Annotated in this window: 18 protein-coding genes; 14 read left to right on the top strand and 4 right to left on the bottom strand. The window is 45.4% G+C overall.

Annotation, left to right across the window (positions count from 1 at the left end; genetic code table 11):
* Positions 1–3 precede the first annotated feature (3 nt).
* From B3S86_RS07700 to nth, 4 genes are all read left to right on the top strand, one after another.
* The gene (locus tag B3S86_RS07700) at positions 4–1,185 is read left to right on the top strand and encodes a pyridoxal phosphate-dependent aminotransferase (RefSeq protein ID WP_035407245.1); all 1,182 of its coding nucleotides are present in this window, start codon (positions 4–6) and stop codon (positions 1,183–1,185) included.
* A 20-nt stretch (positions 1,186–1,205) separates the two neighbouring features.
* A complete protein-coding gene (gene asnS, locus B3S86_RS07695) occupies positions 1,206–2,504 on the top strand; it encodes an asparagine--tRNA ligase (RefSeq protein WP_290751179.1) in 1,299 nt (432 codons plus the stop codon).
* Between the two features lie 75 nt (positions 2,505–2,579).
* The gene (locus B3S86_RS07690; protein ID WP_023468616.1) at positions 2,580–3,158 is read left to right on the top strand and encodes a DnaD domain-containing protein; all 579 of its coding nucleotides are present in this window, start codon (positions 2,580–2,582) and stop codon (positions 3,156–3,158) included.
* 4 nt (positions 3,159–3,162) lie between these two features.
* A complete protein-coding gene (gene nth / locus B3S86_RS07685) occupies positions 3,163–3,819 on the top strand; it encodes an endonuclease III (protein ID WP_023468615.1) in 657 nt (218 codons plus the stop codon).
* A 38-nt stretch (positions 3,820–3,857) separates the two neighbouring features.
* Here the strand turns inward: nth and B3S86_RS07680 are convergent, their stop codons facing one another.
* Together B3S86_RS07680 and B3S86_RS07675 are read right to left on the bottom strand one after the other, a co-directional pair.
* Entirely contained in the window at positions 3,858–4,772 is a 915-nt protein-coding gene (locus tag B3S86_RS07680) for a DUF3800 domain-containing protein (protein WP_023468614.1), read from the bottom strand.
* Positions 4,773–4,945: 173 nt separating this feature from the next.
* Positions 4,946–5,248: a DUF1798 family protein gene (locus tag B3S86_RS07675; RefSeq protein WP_023468613.1), complete on the bottom strand. Its 303-nt coding sequence runs from the start codon at positions 5,246–5,248 to the stop codon at positions 4,946–4,948.
* 74 nt (positions 5,249–5,322) lie between these two features.
* Between B3S86_RS07675 and recU the strand changes: the two genes are divergently transcribed.
* From recU to B3S86_RS07640, 7 genes are all read left to right on the top strand, one after another.
* Positions 5,323–5,949 carry a Holliday junction resolvase RecU gene (recU, locus tag B3S86_RS07670; protein ID WP_290753241.1) on the top strand — a complete coding sequence of 209 codons (627 nt, stop codon included), beginning with the start codon at positions 5,323–5,325 and terminating at the stop codon, positions 5,947–5,949.
* Between the two features lie 20 nt (positions 5,950–5,969).
* The gene (locus B3S86_RS07665) at positions 5,970–8,651 is read left to right on the top strand and encodes a PBP1A family penicillin-binding protein (RefSeq protein ID WP_290751175.1); all 2,682 of its coding nucleotides are present in this window, start codon (positions 5,970–5,972) and stop codon (positions 8,649–8,651) included.
* 97 nt (positions 8,652–8,748) lie between these two features.
* Positions 8,749–11,013 (top strand): DEAD/DEAH box helicase, encoded by a 2,265-nt coding sequence (locus tag B3S86_RS07660; protein WP_290751172.1) that lies wholly within the window; start codon positions 8,749–8,751, stop codon positions 11,011–11,013.
* Positions 11,010–12,215: a ribonuclease H-like domain-containing protein gene (locus B3S86_RS07655; protein ID WP_035407260.1), complete on the top strand. Its 1,206-nt coding sequence runs from the start codon at positions 11,010–11,012 to the stop codon at positions 12,213–12,215. Before B3S86_RS07660 ends, B3S86_RS07655 begins: the two co-directional genes overlap by 4 nt.
* A complete protein-coding gene (locus B3S86_RS07650) occupies positions 12,212–12,772 on the top strand; it encodes an SLOG family protein (protein WP_035407264.1) in 561 nt (186 codons plus the stop codon). Before B3S86_RS07655 ends, B3S86_RS07650 begins: the two co-directional genes overlap by 4 nt.
* Before the next feature lie 5 nt (positions 12,773–12,777).
* Positions 12,778–13,092: a cell division regulator GpsB gene (gene gpsB / locus B3S86_RS07645; RefSeq protein WP_035407267.1), complete on the top strand. Its 315-nt coding sequence runs from the start codon at positions 12,778–12,780 to the stop codon at positions 13,090–13,092.
* A gap of 128 nt (positions 13,093–13,220) precedes the next feature.
* Positions 13,221–13,775: a nuclease-related domain-containing protein gene (locus B3S86_RS07640; RefSeq protein ID WP_290751162.1), complete on the top strand. Its 555-nt coding sequence runs from the start codon at positions 13,221–13,223 to the stop codon at positions 13,773–13,775.
* A 55-nt stretch (positions 13,776–13,830) separates the two neighbouring features.
* On the opposite strand, the gene B3S86_RS07635 is transcribed toward B3S86_RS07640, so the two are convergent.
* Both B3S86_RS07635 and B3S86_RS07630 read right to left on the bottom strand, forming a co-directional pair.
* On the bottom strand, positions 13,831–14,136 hold the full coding sequence (locus B3S86_RS07635) for a hypothetical protein (RefSeq protein ID WP_290751159.1): 306 nt from the start codon (positions 14,134–14,136) through the stop codon (positions 13,831–13,833).
* Positions 14,137–14,169: 33 nt separating this feature from the next.
* Positions 14,170–15,744: an FAD-dependent monooxygenase gene (locus tag B3S86_RS07630; protein WP_035407276.1), complete on the bottom strand. Its 1,575-nt coding sequence runs from the start codon at positions 15,742–15,744 to the stop codon at positions 14,170–14,172.
* A gap of 88 nt (positions 15,745–15,832) precedes the next feature.
* Between B3S86_RS07630 and yvfG the strand changes: the two genes are divergently transcribed.
* Genes yvfG through B3S86_RS07615 form a run of 3 tightly spaced genes read left to right on the top strand, consistent with a single transcriptional unit; the run spans position 15,833 to position 16,932 of the window.
* The gene (gene yvfG, locus B3S86_RS07625) at positions 15,833–16,054 is read left to right on the top strand and encodes a protein YvfG (protein WP_035407279.1); all 222 of its coding nucleotides are present in this window, start codon (positions 15,833–15,835) and stop codon (positions 16,052–16,054) included.
* The gene (locus tag B3S86_RS07620; RefSeq protein ID WP_035407281.1) at positions 16,051–16,662 is read left to right on the top strand and encodes an NUDIX hydrolase; all 612 of its coding nucleotides are present in this window, start codon (positions 16,051–16,053) and stop codon (positions 16,660–16,662) included. Before yvfG ends, B3S86_RS07620 begins: the two co-directional genes overlap by 4 nt.
* A gap of 60 nt (positions 16,663–16,722) precedes the next feature.
* Complete coding sequence (locus B3S86_RS07615) at positions 16,723–16,932, top strand: hypothetical protein (protein ID WP_023468601.1); 210 nt, start codon at positions 16,723–16,725, stop codon at positions 16,930–16,932.
* Positions 16,933–17,121 lie beyond the last annotated feature (189 nt).

The raw sequence follows: 17,121 nt of genomic DNA, 5'->3' as shown, positions 1-17,121 counted from the left end.
GACATGTTATCGAAACGCGTACGACAATTGACACCATCTACGACTCTAGCCATCACTGCGAAAGCTAAGGCACTACGTGAAGAAGGTCAAGACATCATCGGTTTAGGTGCGGGAGAGCCCGACTTCAATACACCGGAATTCATCATTCAAGCAGCATTCGAGGCAGCAGAAGCAGGCGATACGAAATACACGCCGTCTGGCGGAACGGTTGCCTTGAAGGATGCGATCATTGAAAAAACACGCCGTGACTTATGGATGCCATATGAACGTTCAGAAGTCATGGTCGCTTCTGGCGCAAAGCATGCGCTCTCGACATTGTTCCAAGCGATTCTCGACCCAGGCGATGAAGTCATCGTCCCAGCACCATACTGGGTCAGTTATCCAGAGCAAATTAAACTCAGTGACGGTGTCCCTGTCATTCTCGAGACGGACGAATCGTCTCGCTTCAAAGTGACACGGGAATTGCTCGAGCAACATATCACTCCGAAGACGAAAGCACTTGTCTTGAATTCACCATCGAATCCGACGGGGATGGTTTATTCGAAAGAAGAGCTTGAGATGGTAGCAGATGTTGCAATCAAGCACGATTTACTCGTCATCAGTGACGAGATTTATGAAAAGTTGCTCTATAACGGTGTGACACATATCTCGATCGCGTCCTTACCAGAAATGCGCGAACGGACGGTCATCATCAATGGTGTCTCAAAATCACATGCGATGACAGGCTGGCGGATCGGGTATGCGATTGGACCTAAAGATATCATCGCAGCGATGACGAACTTAGCGAGCCATTCAACGTCGAATCCGACATCGATTGCGCAAGCAGCATCGGTTGCTGCGTATGCAGAGGGTGATGCACCGGTCGAAGCGATGCGTGTCATCTTTGAAGAACGACTTGAAAAAATCTACGCACGACTCATCGAGATTAAAGGATTGACGTGTCTGAAGCCGGAAGGGGCATTTTACTTGTTCCCACATGCAAAGCACGCTGCTGAGATGTGTGGATTCGATAATGTCGATGACTGGTGTACAGCTGTTTTATCTGAAGCGAAGGTTGCCTTGATTCCAGGTTCAGGATTTGGTGCACCGGACTATGTCCGCCTATCTTATGCAACGGATCCGGCACGTGTCTTAGAAGCACTCGACCGGATTGAAGGATTCATCACGGCCCATACAGCCGTTTAATAGAGAGAGGATGTTGACTGTTGAAAACAATGATTCGGGATGTAAATAAATATGTAGGAGAAGAAGTGACGATTGGGTGTTGGTTAGCAAACAAACGCTCGAGTGGTAAAATCGCCTTCCTCCAACTTCGGGATGGCTCTGGATTCATGCAGGGTGTCGTCGTTAAAGAAACGGTCGGCGAAAACTTATTTAAACAAGCAAAAGGCTTAACACAGGAATCGTCACTTTGGGTAACAGGTGTCATCAAATCAGATGGCGGTCGGACAGCGATCGGTCATGAAATGGAAATTTCAAAAATCGAAGTCATCCATGAAGCGATCGATTATCCGATTACACCAAAAGCACACGGAACGGATTTCTTGATGGATAACCGTCACCTCTGGTTACGTTCAAAGCGTCAGCATGCGGTCATGGTCGTTCGGAATGAATTGATTCGTGCGACGTACGAATTTTTCAACCAAGAAGGATTCATCAAAGTGGATCCGCCAATCTTAACAGGTAGTGCGCCAGAAGGAACAACAGAATTGTTCCATACGAAATATTTCGATGAAGATGCATACCTTTCACAATCTGGTCAGCTCTACATGGAAGCGGCAGCAATGGCACTTGGAAAGGTCTTCTCGTTCGGTCCGACGTTCCGTGCTGAAAAATCAAAAACACGTCGTCACTTGATCGAATTCTGGATGATGGAGCCAGAGATGGCATTCCACGATCACGAGATGAACCTCGAAGTCCAAGAAAATTACGTCTCGCACCTCGTGCAATCGGCACTGAAGAACTGCCGTGCGGAGCTTGAGTTGCTTGGACGTGACTTGACGGTCCTTGAAAACATTAAAGCACCGTTCCCACGCGTCAAGTATACAGAAGCAATCGACATGCTCAAAGAGCAAGGATTCGACGATATCGAATTCGGGGATGATTTTGGTGCACCACATGAGACAGCAATCGCAAACAGCTTTGCGCGCCCTGTCTTCATCACGCATTGGCCAAAAGCAATTAAGCCGTTCTACATGAAAGAAGATCCGGAAAATCCAGACTTCGTTTTATGTGATGATTTGATTGCCCCTGAAGGATACGGGGAAATCGTCGGTGGTTCACAACGTGAAGAAGATCATGACAAACTTCTCGCTGAGATGAAGAAACATGGTCTTGATGAGACGGGTGCCTATAAATGGTATCTTGAAACACGTCAATACGGTTCTGTTCCACACAGTGGCTTCGGTCTTGGTTTAGAGCGGACAGTTGCTTGGATTACAGGCGTCGAGCACGTTCGGGAAACGATTCCGTTCCCACGTCTGCTGAACCGCCTCTATCCATAAGCAGTAAGGAAAAACATCGACCCATCGTCTCGACGGGTCGATTTCTTGTTTAGACTAGAGAATCGAGGAATTACGATGAATCATAATTTAGTGCAATTATTCGAGGAAGGGACGGTCGTCTTACCGAAACGATTGTTCACCGAGGCAAAACGGTTAGGCATCAGTTTTGTCGAGTTCACGTTGATTGGTCAATTGTTTGCCTGTCGGGCAGAGGGCATGGAGATGCCGTCACCGGAAGAGTTAAGTAATCGACTTGGACTATCCGAGACGGAAACAATCGAGACGACACTCGGTTTATTACAAAAAGGATTACTAGCGATGGAGAACGTCAACGGATCAGAACGTTATTCGCTTGTGCCGCTTTACGAAAAACTGATGGCACCACCGGAACAGGAAGCACCGAACTTTGATACGATCAACCCATCCGTCTTCCAACAATTCGAGCGGGAACTGGGCATGATGTCACCGTTTCAGATGGAGCAAATCATTCAGTGGTTGACGATCGAAAATATTTCGGAAGAGCTCGTGCTCGCTGCACTTCGAGAAGCGGTCTATCATAACGTTCGCAAGATGACCTATATCAATCAAATTTTACGAACGTGGGAACGCGAAGGCATCAAGACACTTGAGGATCTTGCCGGGCGAGGAGGCTGAGTAGATGTTACGGAAAGCAGAAATCGATCGGATTGAAGCGACGTTAGAAGAGATGTTTCCGGATGCATTTTGCGAGTTGATTCACCGCAATCCGTTTGAACTGGTCGTCGCGGTCGCACTGAGTGCGCAAGCGACCGACGTACTCGTCAATCAGGTGACGCCTGGATTATTTGCTGCGTATCCGGATCCTGCTTCACTTGCTGCGGCGCCGGTTGAGGAAATCGAGGACAAGATCAAACGACTTGGATTATACCGGAATAAAGCAAAAAACATCAAGGCACTGGCAGCACAACTCCTTGCGCAACACGACGGTGAAGTCCCGACGGAACGAGCCGGACTTGAAGCATTACCTGGTGTCGGGCGTAAAACGGCGAACGTCGTCTTGTCTGTCGCCTTCGACGTCCCGGCATTTGCGGTTGATACACATGTCGAGCGCGTCTCGAAACGTCTCGGAATCTGTCGGTGGAAGGATAATGTCACACAGGTTGAAGCGACACTCATGCGCCGTTTCAAACGAGAACGTTGGTCAAAACTCCATCATCAATTCATCTTCTTTGGACGTTATCACTGTAAGGCGCAACGTCCGAACTGTGAAGCTTGCCCGTTACTCGACATGTGTCGAGAAGGGAAAAAGCGGACAAAAGGATTAGCGACACCATAAAAAAGTGGATCCCTATCGGATCCACTTTTTTTGAGTCATCAACCATTCCAAGGGGTATCGGACCATTCACGACGCTTTTTCGTGATCGGTACTTTTTTGAAACCCCAGTTTCGGAAATCTTGGTCCGGGCTATCGCGGCGAATGTAAATTTTATCTTTGATGGCTTTAAAAATCCGGTTTTCGTCCCCATAATGGACAAACCGTGGTTTTACCTCGATGACACCACGACGGACGCGGGACAAAGGTAAGCAGACCAAATCGGCAATCTCAAGACCAGATTGGTAGAGGTCGCTGTCTTTTTCAGCAAAGATGAAGCCCTTGATTTTTTGACGGCTTTTTTCAACGTCGAGATGGACCGTTCCTGAATTGAAGATATCGAAGAATGCCTTTTGAATCAGCAAGTTCTGATAATCATCACGACTTTCAAGCACAACACGTGCACTCGTCGCTTCTGTCTCATCAAGGAAGGAATAGAACGATTTCATCAGATGAGCGAAGGCAACGACATACGGATCCTTCGGTGTCGAGAAGAAGTCTTGCAGCTTCTGTTTATCGACTTCGACACTGACGATCGTACAATCGATATCGACTAAAAATTCCGGTAAGGCAATCCAGAAGTGACGCAACATATCGATCGTGATCCCGTCTTCTTTTCCATATGGATGTTCGGCTTTTAAAATTTCTTTGAGATGAAGCGGAATATGTGGATCCTCAAAGACTTTTGCCTTGAAGTCCATCAAACGTTGACGAAGCGGACTCGGTTCGCCCGTCTCATCCGAATCGATGGCATATTTATATTCCATCAAGACACCTGTTAGATTGAATTGTGTATTCCCCTTAGGTGTTCCCGTCTCGTCAACGAACATGATGTATTTCTTCGGGGCAGGGGTTGAGTTCTTAGGAAATCCTTTGACATCAACGCCTTTGACGTTCGATTGTACCCGTTTGTTCAAATGAATCTCCTCCAATTGCACGATAATTACACAGTCTTTAAGAAAGAAATGCTCTTGATGCCACTTTACACGCTAGGCGACTGAAAAGCTATAGCCTGGCAAGTGAAACCGGTGAAACATTCCCTTATAGATTAGGTGTTCGACTCAAGGAAGATAATTCCTGTTTTTAATTATTATTCTTCGCCATTCATCAATCGATCGATATAGCGGACGGATTTAATCGTTTCATTGAAACGTTTCAGACTCGTCTTTGGCTGAAAGGCTTGGACAGAAATCTGCTTCAGTTGATCCACAGCACTTTCGACCATGCTCGGACGTAAGTAAGGACTATCTTGGGCATTCGTTTGCCACTGCGCAATCAGTTGATCTGCTCGTTCGACGAACGGTACGACGTCTCGATTGAAGTCATATTCGGTTCCGGCACGTCCTTCTTGATATATACGTTCAATCTCTTGTAATAACGGTTCAATTGTCATTGGTTTTTAACTACTCCTCTCGGCCGATACGGTACAATCACATATCATGGTACAATAAACGCGATAGGAGGGGAATCGTTTTGAATTACCCGAATGGGAAAAAATTTCAAAAGCCACTCGAGTCGCACGGAACCCGAATCAAGAAGGCACGATCAACCGATTCAACCTTTTCAAATCGTGGGATGACGCTCGAAAAATTATTGAATGAAAGTAATACGTTTTATCTGACTCATAATCGGGCAATCATTCACAAGAAACCCACTCCGTTACAAATCGTTCAAGTGGATTATCCAAAGCGATCTGCAGCTGTCGTCAAAGAAGCTTATTTTAAGCAACCATCGACGACCGATTATAATGGTGTCTACCGCGGAAAATATATTGATTTCGAAGCGAAGGAGACGACAAATAAAACGTCCTTCCCGATAAAAAATTTTCATTCCCATCAAATCGCACACATGCGTCAATGTGTCGAACATGGAGGAATTTGTTTTGTCATCATTCGATTCAGTCTGTATAATGTGCAATATGTGCTTTCAGTCGAGCACGTGTTCCCCTGGTGGGATCAACTCGAAAGCGGACGGAAATCCATTCCGCTGACGATCATCGAACGAGACGGTATCAAAGTCGAGACTGGCGCGTACCCTGCTATCGATTATTTAAAGGCAGTGGACGAACTATATTTCAATTCAGACACTTTTTGATTGAAGGAGAAGGATAGCATATGGAAAGAAGTCGTGTCGCACGTCGTGAAGAGACGAAGTCATCTGAGAAAAAGATGAAACGGACGAAACGTCCCCAAAAGAAAAAATCAGGTGGAGGATCCGGTGGGAAAGGTCCACTCTGGAAAAAGTTATTGTTGATTGCTACCGGATTATTCATCTTGATGATGTTGATCGGAGGCGGATTTGCGGCTTATGCGATTGCTACGGCACCTGAGCTTGATGAAGCAGAGCTTCGTGATGCTTTACCGTTAAAGATTTATGCAAGTAATAAAGAGGAAATCACAAAAGGTGGAACGAGCCGAGAATATGTGTCGATCGATGAAGTACCAGAAGTCGTCAAGGACGCATTCATCTCGATCGAGGACCGTCGTTTTTATCAGCATAACGGGATTGATTTCCGCCGTCTCGGAGGTGCCATCATCGCGAACGTCACTGATGGATTTGGTTCTGAAGGCGCTTCGACGATTACGCAACAGGTCGTTAAACAATCATTCCTCAGCTTTGATAAAACAATCACACGGAAAGTCCAAGAGCAATGGCTTGCGATCCGCTTAGAGCAGGATTATACGAAAGATCAGATTTTAGAGATGTACTTGAATAAAAACTACTATGGTCAAAACTCATTTGGCATCCAGACCGCTTCAAAAGCCTATTTCAATAAATCAGTTGATAAGTTGAATTATGCGGAAGCTGCAATGCTCGCGGGATTACCGCAACGTCCGACAGCTTATGATCCAATCAAAGGAGATCCGAAGCTAACGAAATGGCGTCAGACACAAGTCCTCAATGCGATGCAAACGACAGGCGTCATTACAAAAGCGCAACGAGATAAAGCGGTCAAACAACCAATTTCGAAATTAATCAATCCGGCGCCGAAGTCAACGAAGGATGAATCATATGATAGTGTCATCTTCGACATGGTATCAAAAGAGTTAGAAGATGATTTTGGTCTAGAAGGAAAAGATATCTATGGTCAAGGGTTAAAGATCTATACGTCGATTGATAAGCCGATGCATGACTATATGAACGAAGCGATCAAAAAAGATCAAATCGTTCAATTACCGGAATATGCTGAAACGGCTGCTACGGCAATTAATACGCAAACCGGAGAAGTTCTTGCAGTCGTCGATGGTAAAAATCCAGGTAAAGGAACAGCGCGACGAAACTATGCAAATGAACCCCATCAACCGGGATCATCCGCAAAACCATTCTTTGCATACGGTCCGGCCATCGAAAATGACAAATGGTCGACTGCGAAACAATTGACGGATAAGCCGACAGAAGTCAACGGAAAAGAGATTGGAAACTATTATGATGGATATCGTGGTACGAATACGATTCGTCATTGGTTGAAAATCTCGGCTAACACACCTGCCATTCAAACGTTCCAAGAAATTGGTGGGGATGCAGTCGAAGCATTCGCTGAAAAGTCTGGCTTGAAAATGAAAGACGATGAGTCGATTTCACCAGCTTATGCAATTGGTGGGATGAAGCATGGTTTTAATACGACTCAGATGGCAGGAGCTTATGCAACACTGGGTAATGGGGGCGATTATATCAAACCGCACGTCATTAAATCGATTGAGTACAGTGACGGATCTAAAATCAAGTCACCAATCAAATCGAAAAAGGCGATGGAAGACTACACAGCTTATATGTTGACGGATATGCTTCGTGATGTCTTGAAACCAGGCGGTACGTTCCCAAGTGCTGGGTTGTCGTTTGATGCAGCCGGTAAGACAGGGACAACTAATGCTTATAAAGATGTCTGGTTTGCAGGATATACATCTGATGTCTCGATCAGTGTCTGGACAGGAACAACGAAATCAGGAAACAACAATGGATCCGGACTCAGTGGTCCGTATAACAGTACGATGGCACAGCAAATCTGGAAAGATTTCATCACGAAAACACGCGATCGAACGCCAGCGCCATTTGAACAACCAAGTTCTGTCCTCAGTATCGGAAACGAATTATACGTGAAAGGGACGAAGGAACCTGTCGTTGAAAAAAAGACGGTACCCGCTCCGACTGGATTACAAGCATCTTACGATGAAGACAAAAAGAGCGGTGAACTGACTTGGAACTACAATGACGCTGCGCTTCGTGCCAATGGGTATGATAATGTATCATTTGAAGTAAAGATGACAGATGCTGATGGTAAATCATCGACAGTCGGAACGAGTACGACGAATCGAATCAGTATCAGTGGATTAAAGCCAGGTCGCTCGATATTCCAAGTCGTAGCGAAAGCGTCAGGAGAAAAATCGGGACCAGTCTCGACGACGGTAACGGTCACCGATCCTGAAGAAGAAAAACCGTCAACGGACGAGCCAACGACGGATGAACCAACGACGGATGAACCGTCAACGGACGAGCCAACGACGGACGAACCGTCAACGGACGAGCCAACGACGGACGAACCGTCAACGGACGAGCCAACGACGGACGAGCCGACGACGGACGAGCCGACGACGGAAGAGCCAACGACGGACGAGCCAACGACGGACGAGCCAACGACAGACGAACCAACGACGGATGAACCGTCAACAGATACACCGAATTCAAATGATGGTGCGAATGCACAAAACAATTCGAACGGTTCAACGGAACGAAACAACTCGAATGATAATGGAAATAATGGTCGTGGAAACGACGCTACGAATTCTACAACACCATAAGCACGACTTGTAAAGAAAGACAAGACCAAAGACGAGTAGATCGTTCTTTGGTCTTGCTTCTTTTTTTGTATAATGAAAAGTGGAAGGAAGTGAAGGCATGCAAGCGAAACAAACGCTCGTTGCATTTCTTGAAGAATTGAAACAGGACCGTTCATTCATGGAGCGGATTACGTATATGAAAACGATGGAAGCGACAGCGGGACGCTATGTCGATTTTCCAGAACAGTTACCGGAACGCTTGCGCCAAGCCCTCCGGACACGTGGCATCACTCAGTTATACCGTCACCAAGGATTGGCGTATGAACGCGTACAAGCAGGCGAGTCGACGGTCATCGTCACACCAACCGCCTCGGGAAAGACCTATTGTTTTAATTTACCGGTCTTATCACACTTGCTCGAACATCCAAATGCACGAGCGTTGTATCTGTACCCGACAAAAGCGCTGGCACAAGATCAAAATAGTGAATTACTCGAACTGATCGATCAATTAGAGGCTCCAATCCGTTGTTTCACATATGACGGAGATACGTCACCGACGATTCGAACAAAAGTACGAAAAGCCGGGAACATCGTCATTACGAATCCAGATATGCTACATTCCGGAATCTTACCACATCATACAAAATGGATCGAACTATTTGAGAACTTAAAATATATCGTCATCGATGAGCTTCATACGTATCGCGGTGTCTTTGGCAGTCATGTCGCGAATGTCATTCGTCGCTTACGACGGATTTGTCGGTATTATGGCAGTAATCCCGTCTTCATCATGACAAGTGCAACGATTGCAAATCCAAAGGAACTAGCCGAACGATTAACGGAGAAAACAGTCGGACTAATTGATGAGAATGGTGCGCCGACAGGACGTAAACATTTTCTCGTCTATCAACCACCGATCGTCAACGCACAACTCGGTATTCGACGCTCGGCGACACTTGAGACAAAACAATTAGCGATGCGCTTCATCAAGAACAAGTTTCAGACAATCGTCTTTGCACGGTCTCGCGTCCGCGTCGAAGTCTTACTGACGTATCTGAGAAGTATCTATCCGCACGAGCTTGGTCCTCGATCCATCGAAGGGTATCGGGGTGGTTATTTACCAAGTGAACGTCGCGATATCGAACGACGGTTACGCCAAGGAGAAATCACAGGTATCGTCTCGACAAATGCTCTTGAACTCGGTGTCGACATCGGTCAACTGCAAGTGTGTATCATGAACGGCTATCCGGGTACGATTGCTTCACTTTGGCAACAAGCAGGACGAGCGGGGCGTCGGCAAGATGATGCACTAATCATTCTTGTCGCCTCATCTGGTATGCTCGATCAATATGTTGCGGAACGACCAGAGTTATTCTTGAATCAATCCCCGGAAGCAGCGCGACTTGATCCAGATAATTTGATCATTGCCGTCGATCACGTCAAATGTGCGGCGTTTGAACTGCCTTTTACGAAAGGCGAATCATTTGGAACGCTTGAGACGGAAGACATCCTCGAGTACTTAGTCGAAGAGCGTGTCCTGCACGAGCGAGGCGATCGTTTTTATTGGATGAATGACGCGTTTCCAGCACACGGGATATCGCTACGGTCCAGTGATCAAGAGAATGTCATCATCGTCGATCAGACCGAGGTACCGAATCGAGTCATCGGCGAGATGGATACCTTTAGTGCAATGACGTTGTTACATGACGAGGCCATTTATTTGCATGGGGCTGATCAATACCAAGTCGAGTACTTGGATTTTGAGGAGAAAAAAGCATTCGTCCGTGCAGTAGACGTTGATTATTATACAGATGCTAATTTTTCAGTCGACCTTTCCGTTCTCGAAGAAGATGAACAGTATGCAGAGGGAGAATACAGTGTTGCGCGTGGAGATGTCAGTGTTCGGGGGATGGCGACGATGTTCAAGAAGATCAAGTTCGGAACACATGAGAACATCGGGTCTGGTCCGATTCACTTACCAGAACGAGAGATTCATACGACAGGTGTCTGGTTCACCTTACCCGATCATGCACGCTCCTCGACGGAGCTTGAACAAGTGTTGGAAGGTGTCGCAAATAGTTTACGACGTGTTGCTCCGCTTTATTTGATGTGTGACGCTAGTGATGTCTTCGTCGTGCCGCAAGTCAAGGCGACACACACGCAGCAACCGACCGTCTATCTATATGATCGTTATCCTGGAGGCGTTGGTCTCGCGGAATCAATCTACAAACAACGCGGTGTCATGCTACGCGCAGCGCGTGATTCGATTGTCACATGTCCTTGCCAGGACGGTTGTCCTGCTTGTATCGGCATGGTCGGCGTAGCAAACGAGAAAGAACGAACGATTCAGTTGTTAGCAGAAATGGAGAAGGAATTATCATGAAAAATCGTCTTAGACGAATGCTGAAATCTACATCAGACGTCTCATCGGAGAATATAGAGCCTTCTGTCCTCGAAGTGGAAACGCTAAAGCCAACAAGTGGATGGACTGAAGAGCAACAAGCCTGGATTGATCGTGGGGCGGATATCTTAACATTCGAACAAGAGTGGATTGTCAGGGTCGACAAACGCTATGCTTTGACGGACCGGCATGGAGACCGGAGTTTTGCCGAAGTGTATGAGTCTTTACAGCTTCCTCATCCACCACTTGCGCTGGATGTCCCACTTGAGCAGGTCATCTTCTTTGATACGGAGACGACAGGATTGCGGGGAGCCGGAACGACGATTTTTTTACTCGGGTTTGCGCGCTTTGAGCAGGGAGGATTGTTGATGCGACAATATTTCTTACCGCATCCGCACTTTGAGGCTGCCTTTTACCATCACTTCCTGCATGATATCGGGGATGATGTCCGATTCGTGACCTATAATGGAAAAAGCTTTGATTGGCCGCAAATCAAGACACGACACGTTTTCGTTCGGGAACGTGTTCCACGATTACCGAAAGTCGGTCATCTTGATTTACTCCATGTTGCGCGGCGCATTTTTAAAGGAATGTATGACTCGTATCGATTGACAGCGATGGAAGAGCGGATTGGATTCGAGCGGGAAGGTGACCTACCTGGTTTTTTGGCACCAATGCATTATTTCCAATATGTCGAACATCAGCAACCGGAAATCATGACGGGCGTCTTACAACATCATCTAGATGACTGTTTAACGCTCGTTGGACTGTATGATGCGTGTAACCGTCTTGTCACACATCGGGCGGAAGCACCTTCTCCTATTCAAGAGAACATCGCGATTTGGTTAGCGGATCTTGGAATCCATGAAGGATCCCATGCTCATTTTCAGCAAGTTAAAGAATTATCAGCAGAAGGATGGCTACGCCAAGGGTATTTGCATAAAAAAATGAAGAACCATGAACAAGCTAGAGACTGCTTTTTAAAAAGCGATAGTTACTTGGGGTATCTCGAACTTGCGAAGTGGGCAGAGCACATTGCAAAAAATCCTGTGCTTGCTTATGATTATACGGAACGAGCACGACAACACGTCGAACGGCATCATTGGTTAATCACTAAAAAAGAACGAATATTAGCTGAACTGGATCATCGAGAACGTCGGTTAAAAAGGAAGTGTAACTCGTGAAAGTAGTCGCCATCACAGGATACAAACCAAATGAACTAGGCATCTTTGATCAAAAACACCCGGGTATCCGGGTCTTAAAGGCAGCATACCGAGAGCGGATGATTCGCTTGATTGAAGACCGTGGAACAGAGTGGTTCATTACGAATGCCTCGCCTGGATGCGAAATCTGGGCATGCGAGGTCGTTCTTGAATTAAAAGAAGAGTATCCAGATATTCATCTTGGTATCCTCTTGCCGTTTTTAGAACAGGAAGCGCGCTGGAAAGAACCAGTCCAAGCACAGTATCTTTCGATTCTTGAACAAGCTGACTTTGTCGAAGCAATCAGTCAGAAACCGTATACGGATCCATCGCAGTTGCGTAATAAAACTGAATTCATGATCCAAAAAAGCCAAGGATTGTTGTCGGTTTTTGATGAAGAGCATGGAGGATCAGCGAAATTTTTAGTAGAGCGTGCTAGAATGGAAATGGAACAATCCGATTATCAGTTATTTTTGATTACACAAGATGATTTATCTTGGCTCGAACAAGAATTACAATACAATGATCAGTGGGAGTGAAGAGGATGTATAAGCCATTGTTGACAGCGGACGATATTTACAAAAAGGAATTCAAGACCGGCCTCCGTGGCTATGTCATCGAGGATGTCGATGGATACTTGGATCAAATCATTAAAGACTATGAAGGATTCGAACGTGAAATCGAGCGTCTGAAGAAAGAGAATGAGGCGTTGAAACAAGCACCTGCTCAACCAGAAAAACGGGAAGAGCGTCGTGTCGAACACGTTGAACCACAAGTGTCGAGTTCATCCAATTATGACATGTTACGTCGTATTTCGAATCTTGAGAAGGCGGTTTTCGGTCGCCCTCATCAAGACTAATGAAAAAAGACATTTCTGCCAATCGTCAGAAATGTCTTTTTTGATTTCCTTCTTTTTGAAAGAATCGTCATGTATACAAAAACGGTGTTAAGATAACTACTAATACATATTACAAAGGATGATGAATCATGTTACAAGTCATGACTGCTTCTGTTCCGGCACCACCACGCCGTCGCTTTTTTGCAAGTAAGCAAGTGAATACGATGACGCATGAAACAGATGCGCTCTGCAATGAAATCCGTCATGTATGTCGTTTTGATTGGATGTTATTTGAACGTATACGTCTAACTGAAACGATTATCATTCCCTTTGCTTTGATTGGTCCAAAAGGGTTGTTTCTTGTGTTGCAAAACGATGCAGTCGTAGAATGGATGACGGAAGAATCCTGTCATGTCAGCGATCCTATGCATGGGAAAAAGGTGTTTTCACCCCATCCGATTAATCAATCGAAACGAATTGTCCAAATGGTTCGAAAAACGCTAAAAAAACAAGGGATCGTCATACCGATTCATGGCATCACACTTTTTCCGAATGCACCACAGATGCGGACGGAACGAATTAAATTTCCGACGGGTCATACATTCAAAGATGTGCGAGCGTTCATTGTTTCAAAGAAATCCTCTCCTGTTCAAGAGCAAGAACGAAAACAAGTCGCGTTTTATCTCGCGCAGCAACAGGAATGAATAAAGGCAGTGAAGCGAACGCTTCACTGCCTTTCATTTAAATTTATCGTCTTGGTCAAGACGCAAGGATGTTCTCGGCTTGATCCAGGTCTTCTTTTAAGACATACACCGCTACGCGATCGTCTAAATCTTTACTGAAGCGTCGGAATAAAAACGAAGTCTTGACGCCGCGTTCGACTCGAATGTCTAGATCAGCTGCCTCAAGTCGAGCAGCATCCTTCAATAAATCTTCTCCTTTTTCACCGAATGCTTCTCCGAGAAGCGACCATCGAAGATTTTCCTTCGCTCGTCTACTGACGATGACAAGAAATGCCACAATCAGAAGAATGATCAAAATCGTTCGAATCAGTTGTATATCCATATCTGCCTTCACCTCATCTTCTATCATACCGAGTTAGCGCGCATAAAGTAAACGTTCAACATAACGGGCGAACGATTTACTTTTTAAACCTTGCTGGCGATACGCGATATAACCGTCAGGGCGAATCAAATATAGTCCGGATTGCTTAATGCCGAAGCGTCGTGCGAGTTCGCCACCTTGATCGACGACACCATCCTCTTTAAGGGATTGATGGATGGGTACTGTCTCAAATAGATCTGGATAGGTATAGGCGAGTTCCTTAAATGGCTCAAGAAGATCGTCAGTTGCGTTTTTTGGTAAGAACAACAGTAATAAGAAATTTCGATCCGCGCGACGTAACAAGAGTTCATTTTTTTTCGTCCGCGGATGTACGACTTCACTGTAGGGCATCGGTTCACCCGGCTTAGGTGTCAATGGACTGAAGTGTCCTTGCGTGACAAAGGTCAGGCTTGCTGGGTAGTGACTGTTGAGTTGAGCAATTCGATTTGTCACGAAATGATGTAAGGGTGCGATCTTGAGACTATTTCGAATGACTTTTTCTTGTAGAGGCAACAAAAACGGAATGTTGATCTGCAAGAGTTCGGTTGCTAAATTCGTTGATCGTAAGATACCTTGTGCCGCTTCGCGGCGTTCGACACTGTAAGAATCAAGCAACGGAAAACTCGCTTTGAACTGATGCACACACCAAAGTTTCCAAGCAAGGTTCATCGCATCAGCAATCCCTGTATTCATTCCTTGACCACCGACAGGGGAATTGATGTGTGCCGCATCCCCAATCAAATAAATTCGATGGTGACCAAATTTCTCGATAATTCGATTATGGACACGGAACATGGAGTACCAATGGACTTTTTTTAGCTCGAACGGTACTTTGGCTCGATTTTGTAAAAAATCATCAATCGCTTTATGATCAGTCGGAACAGGTCCGCTCGTTAGGTTGCCCGTAATGCGGAATAAATTCGACTGAAGTGGGAAAGACTCGATGACCCCATGATCAGAGAAGAAAATGTGGACCTCTTCGGAAGAGAGTGGCCAGTCGACTTCGATATCGGCCAATGCCCACGACTCTTTGAACGATTTTCCGCTAAATGGAAGTCCAAGTTCTCGACGAACAAAGCTATTCGCACCATCAGCTCCGATGATAAAGGAAGCATCTACCGTCTCTGTCTCTCCTTTATGTTGTAAGGTAGCAGTAACGAACGTTGGGAATTGAGCGAATCCTGTTAATTCCGTCTCTCGTTCAACGGTATGTCCGTAAGTGGCGAGTCGTGCTTCGAGAATCCGTTCCGTCTCACTTTGAGGCAAGAGCGTAACAAACGGAAAAGGTGTATTTAAATCAGTAAAATCAAGCTTTGCCTGCCATGCACCATTAACATAGAGGTTTCCTTGATTGATTTTAATCGCATTTTCCATTAAATCTTCTGCCACGCCAAGTCTTGCGAACAATTCAAGGGAACGTGCTTGAATGCCGATGGCTTTGGAGACGACAGATGGTCCACTTGCACGTTCGACGATGCGGAAGGATAATCCATAGCGCGAGAGTGCGAGTGCGAGTGTTAAACCGGTTGGTCCGGCACCAATAATGAGGACATCTAATTTTTTATTCACGGATAACCCCCCTTAATTTACATCTTAGCCAAAACTCGTTACCATTAAACTATTGATGACACGCTCGACGTGTGAAAGGATGAAACTTGTGAACGAACAACTTTTTACGACAGAACGATTGATTGCGAATTTTAAGGAATATATCCGTCAGAACGAGGCTCATCTGACAAAGCGCAACGCTTTAAACGCCTACTACAAGACGGTAGCGGGATCGATTTTATCGGACCGGATCGCTAAAAATGCGGATCTGATCGTTCGTATGCGCCATCTTGAAGAAGCGTATCATCATGTTGCACAAGAAGGGCGATGAAGCAGGTGAACTTAGCCGATATCCGAAAACACTATGTAGATTCAGAAGAACGTTTACCTCGACATGCAGCAGCCGTACTCGTTCCTTTGGTTGAACAGGATGGCGAAGTCTATCTGTTATTTCAAGTACGAGCCAAAACCCTACGTTCGCAACCAGGCGAAATCGCTTTTCCGGGTGGTCGGATCGATATCGGTGAATTACCGAAAGCAGCAGCCATCCGTGAAACGGTTGAAGAATTAAATGTCAGTGCTTCCGAGATTGAAGTGATTGGAACGCTCGAACCACTCGTGACACCGAACCGGTCAATTATTTATCCGTATCTTGGTATTCTACATGCAACGGATTTTAATCCTTCACCGGCAGAAGTCGATCATGTCTTTCTCGTATCCTTGACAGAATTGATGACTTCTAAACCAATCAAAGGGGACATGGAGTGGCGGATACGCCCTGGTAAGGAAGTGCCGACCGAACGAATGGCGAATCGAGAAGCATATCTCGATCGTACGTATACAGTCACGGAGCATTTCTATGAGCACGGGGATTATCTAATTTGGGGATTAACCGCTAAAATCTTGCGCCAGTTCTTAGCTCAATTGACGCGTGACTAGCTTTTTTGGTCGTTATTTTATATGATTAACTGTAATTGAACGTGTCAGGAGATGAGTCAAATGGAAGAAACAGAAGAGTTATTCGATTATATCGTTGGTGATATGGTAAAAACAAAAGAAGGCTGGGTTGCGGAAGTAACAGCTGTATTGACAAATACGGTCGTCGGTGATGTATCCCATACGAAAAACTTTGAGGCACTCGGCTTAGAATTTGAAAAACAAGTCTTGTTAAAGTCAGAGATCGAATTGTTAGAACGTAAAACAAAATAATACATGAAAGCATACCAAGCTACTATGGTGTGCTTTTTTTATGTTCATTCAAAAAAATGAATAATAATGAAATATGATATTGGCTGGAGTATTGATAGGTCAATCTAAATGACTGAAAACATCGAAAAGATACATTTATTACAAAAGAGTAACAAAAGATAAATCGTAACAGAACGGTTACAAAATATA

Origin of the sequence: Exiguobacterium sp. UBA3968 (genome assembly GCF_002385115.1) — a bacterium.
Classification (GTDB): Bacteria; Bacillota; Bacilli; order Exiguobacteriales; family Exiguobacteriaceae; genus Exiguobacterium_A.
The sequence above is the reverse complement of the archived record's forward strand: the minus strand, read 5'-3'. Positions and strand labels throughout refer to the sequence as shown.

What these genes read in the sequence shown, in the direction of transcription:
- B3S86_RS07700 (WP_035407245.1), top strand. Translation starts at nt 4, where the DNA reads ATGTTATCGAAACGCGTACGACAATTGACACCATCTACGACTCTAGCC.
- B3S86_RS07690 (WP_023468616.1), top strand. Translation starts at nt 2,580, where the DNA reads ATGAATCATAATTTAGTGCAATTATTCGAGGAAGGGACGGTCGTCTTA.
- nth (WP_023468615.1), top strand. Translation starts at nt 3,163, where the DNA reads ATGTTACGGAAAGCAGAAATCGATCGGATTGAAGCGACGTTAGAAGAG.
- B3S86_RS07675 (WP_023468613.1), bottom strand. Translation starts at nt 5,248, where the DNA reads ATGACAATTGAACCGTTATTACAAGAGATTGAACGTATATATCAAGAA.
- B3S86_RS07665 (WP_290751175.1), top strand. Translation starts at nt 5,970, where the DNA reads ATGGAAAGAAGTCGTGTCGCACGTCGTGAAGAGACGAAGTCATCTGAG.
- B3S86_RS07660 (WP_290751172.1), top strand. Translation starts at nt 8,749, where the DNA reads ATGCAAGCGAAACAAACGCTCGTTGCATTTCTTGAAGAATTGAAACAG.
- B3S86_RS07655 (WP_035407260.1), top strand. Translation starts at nt 11,010, where the DNA reads ATGAAAAATCGTCTTAGACGAATGCTGAAATCTACATCAGACGTCTCA.
- gpsB (WP_035407267.1), top strand. Translation starts at nt 12,778, where the DNA reads ATGTATAAGCCATTGTTGACAGCGGACGATATTTACAAAAAGGAATTC.
- B3S86_RS07640 (WP_290751162.1), top strand. Translation starts at nt 13,221, where the DNA reads ATGTTACAAGTCATGACTGCTTCTGTTCCGGCACCACCACGCCGTCGC.
- B3S86_RS07635 (WP_290751159.1), bottom strand. Translation starts at nt 14,136, where the DNA reads ATGGATATACAACTGATTCGAACGATTTTGATCATTCTTCTGATTGTG.
- B3S86_RS07620 (WP_035407281.1), top strand. Translation starts at nt 16,051, where the DNA reads ATGAAGCAGGTGAACTTAGCCGATATCCGAAAACACTATGTAGATTCA.
- B3S86_RS07615 (WP_023468601.1), top strand. Translation starts at nt 16,723, where the DNA reads ATGGAAGAAACAGAAGAGTTATTCGATTATATCGTTGGTGATATGGTA.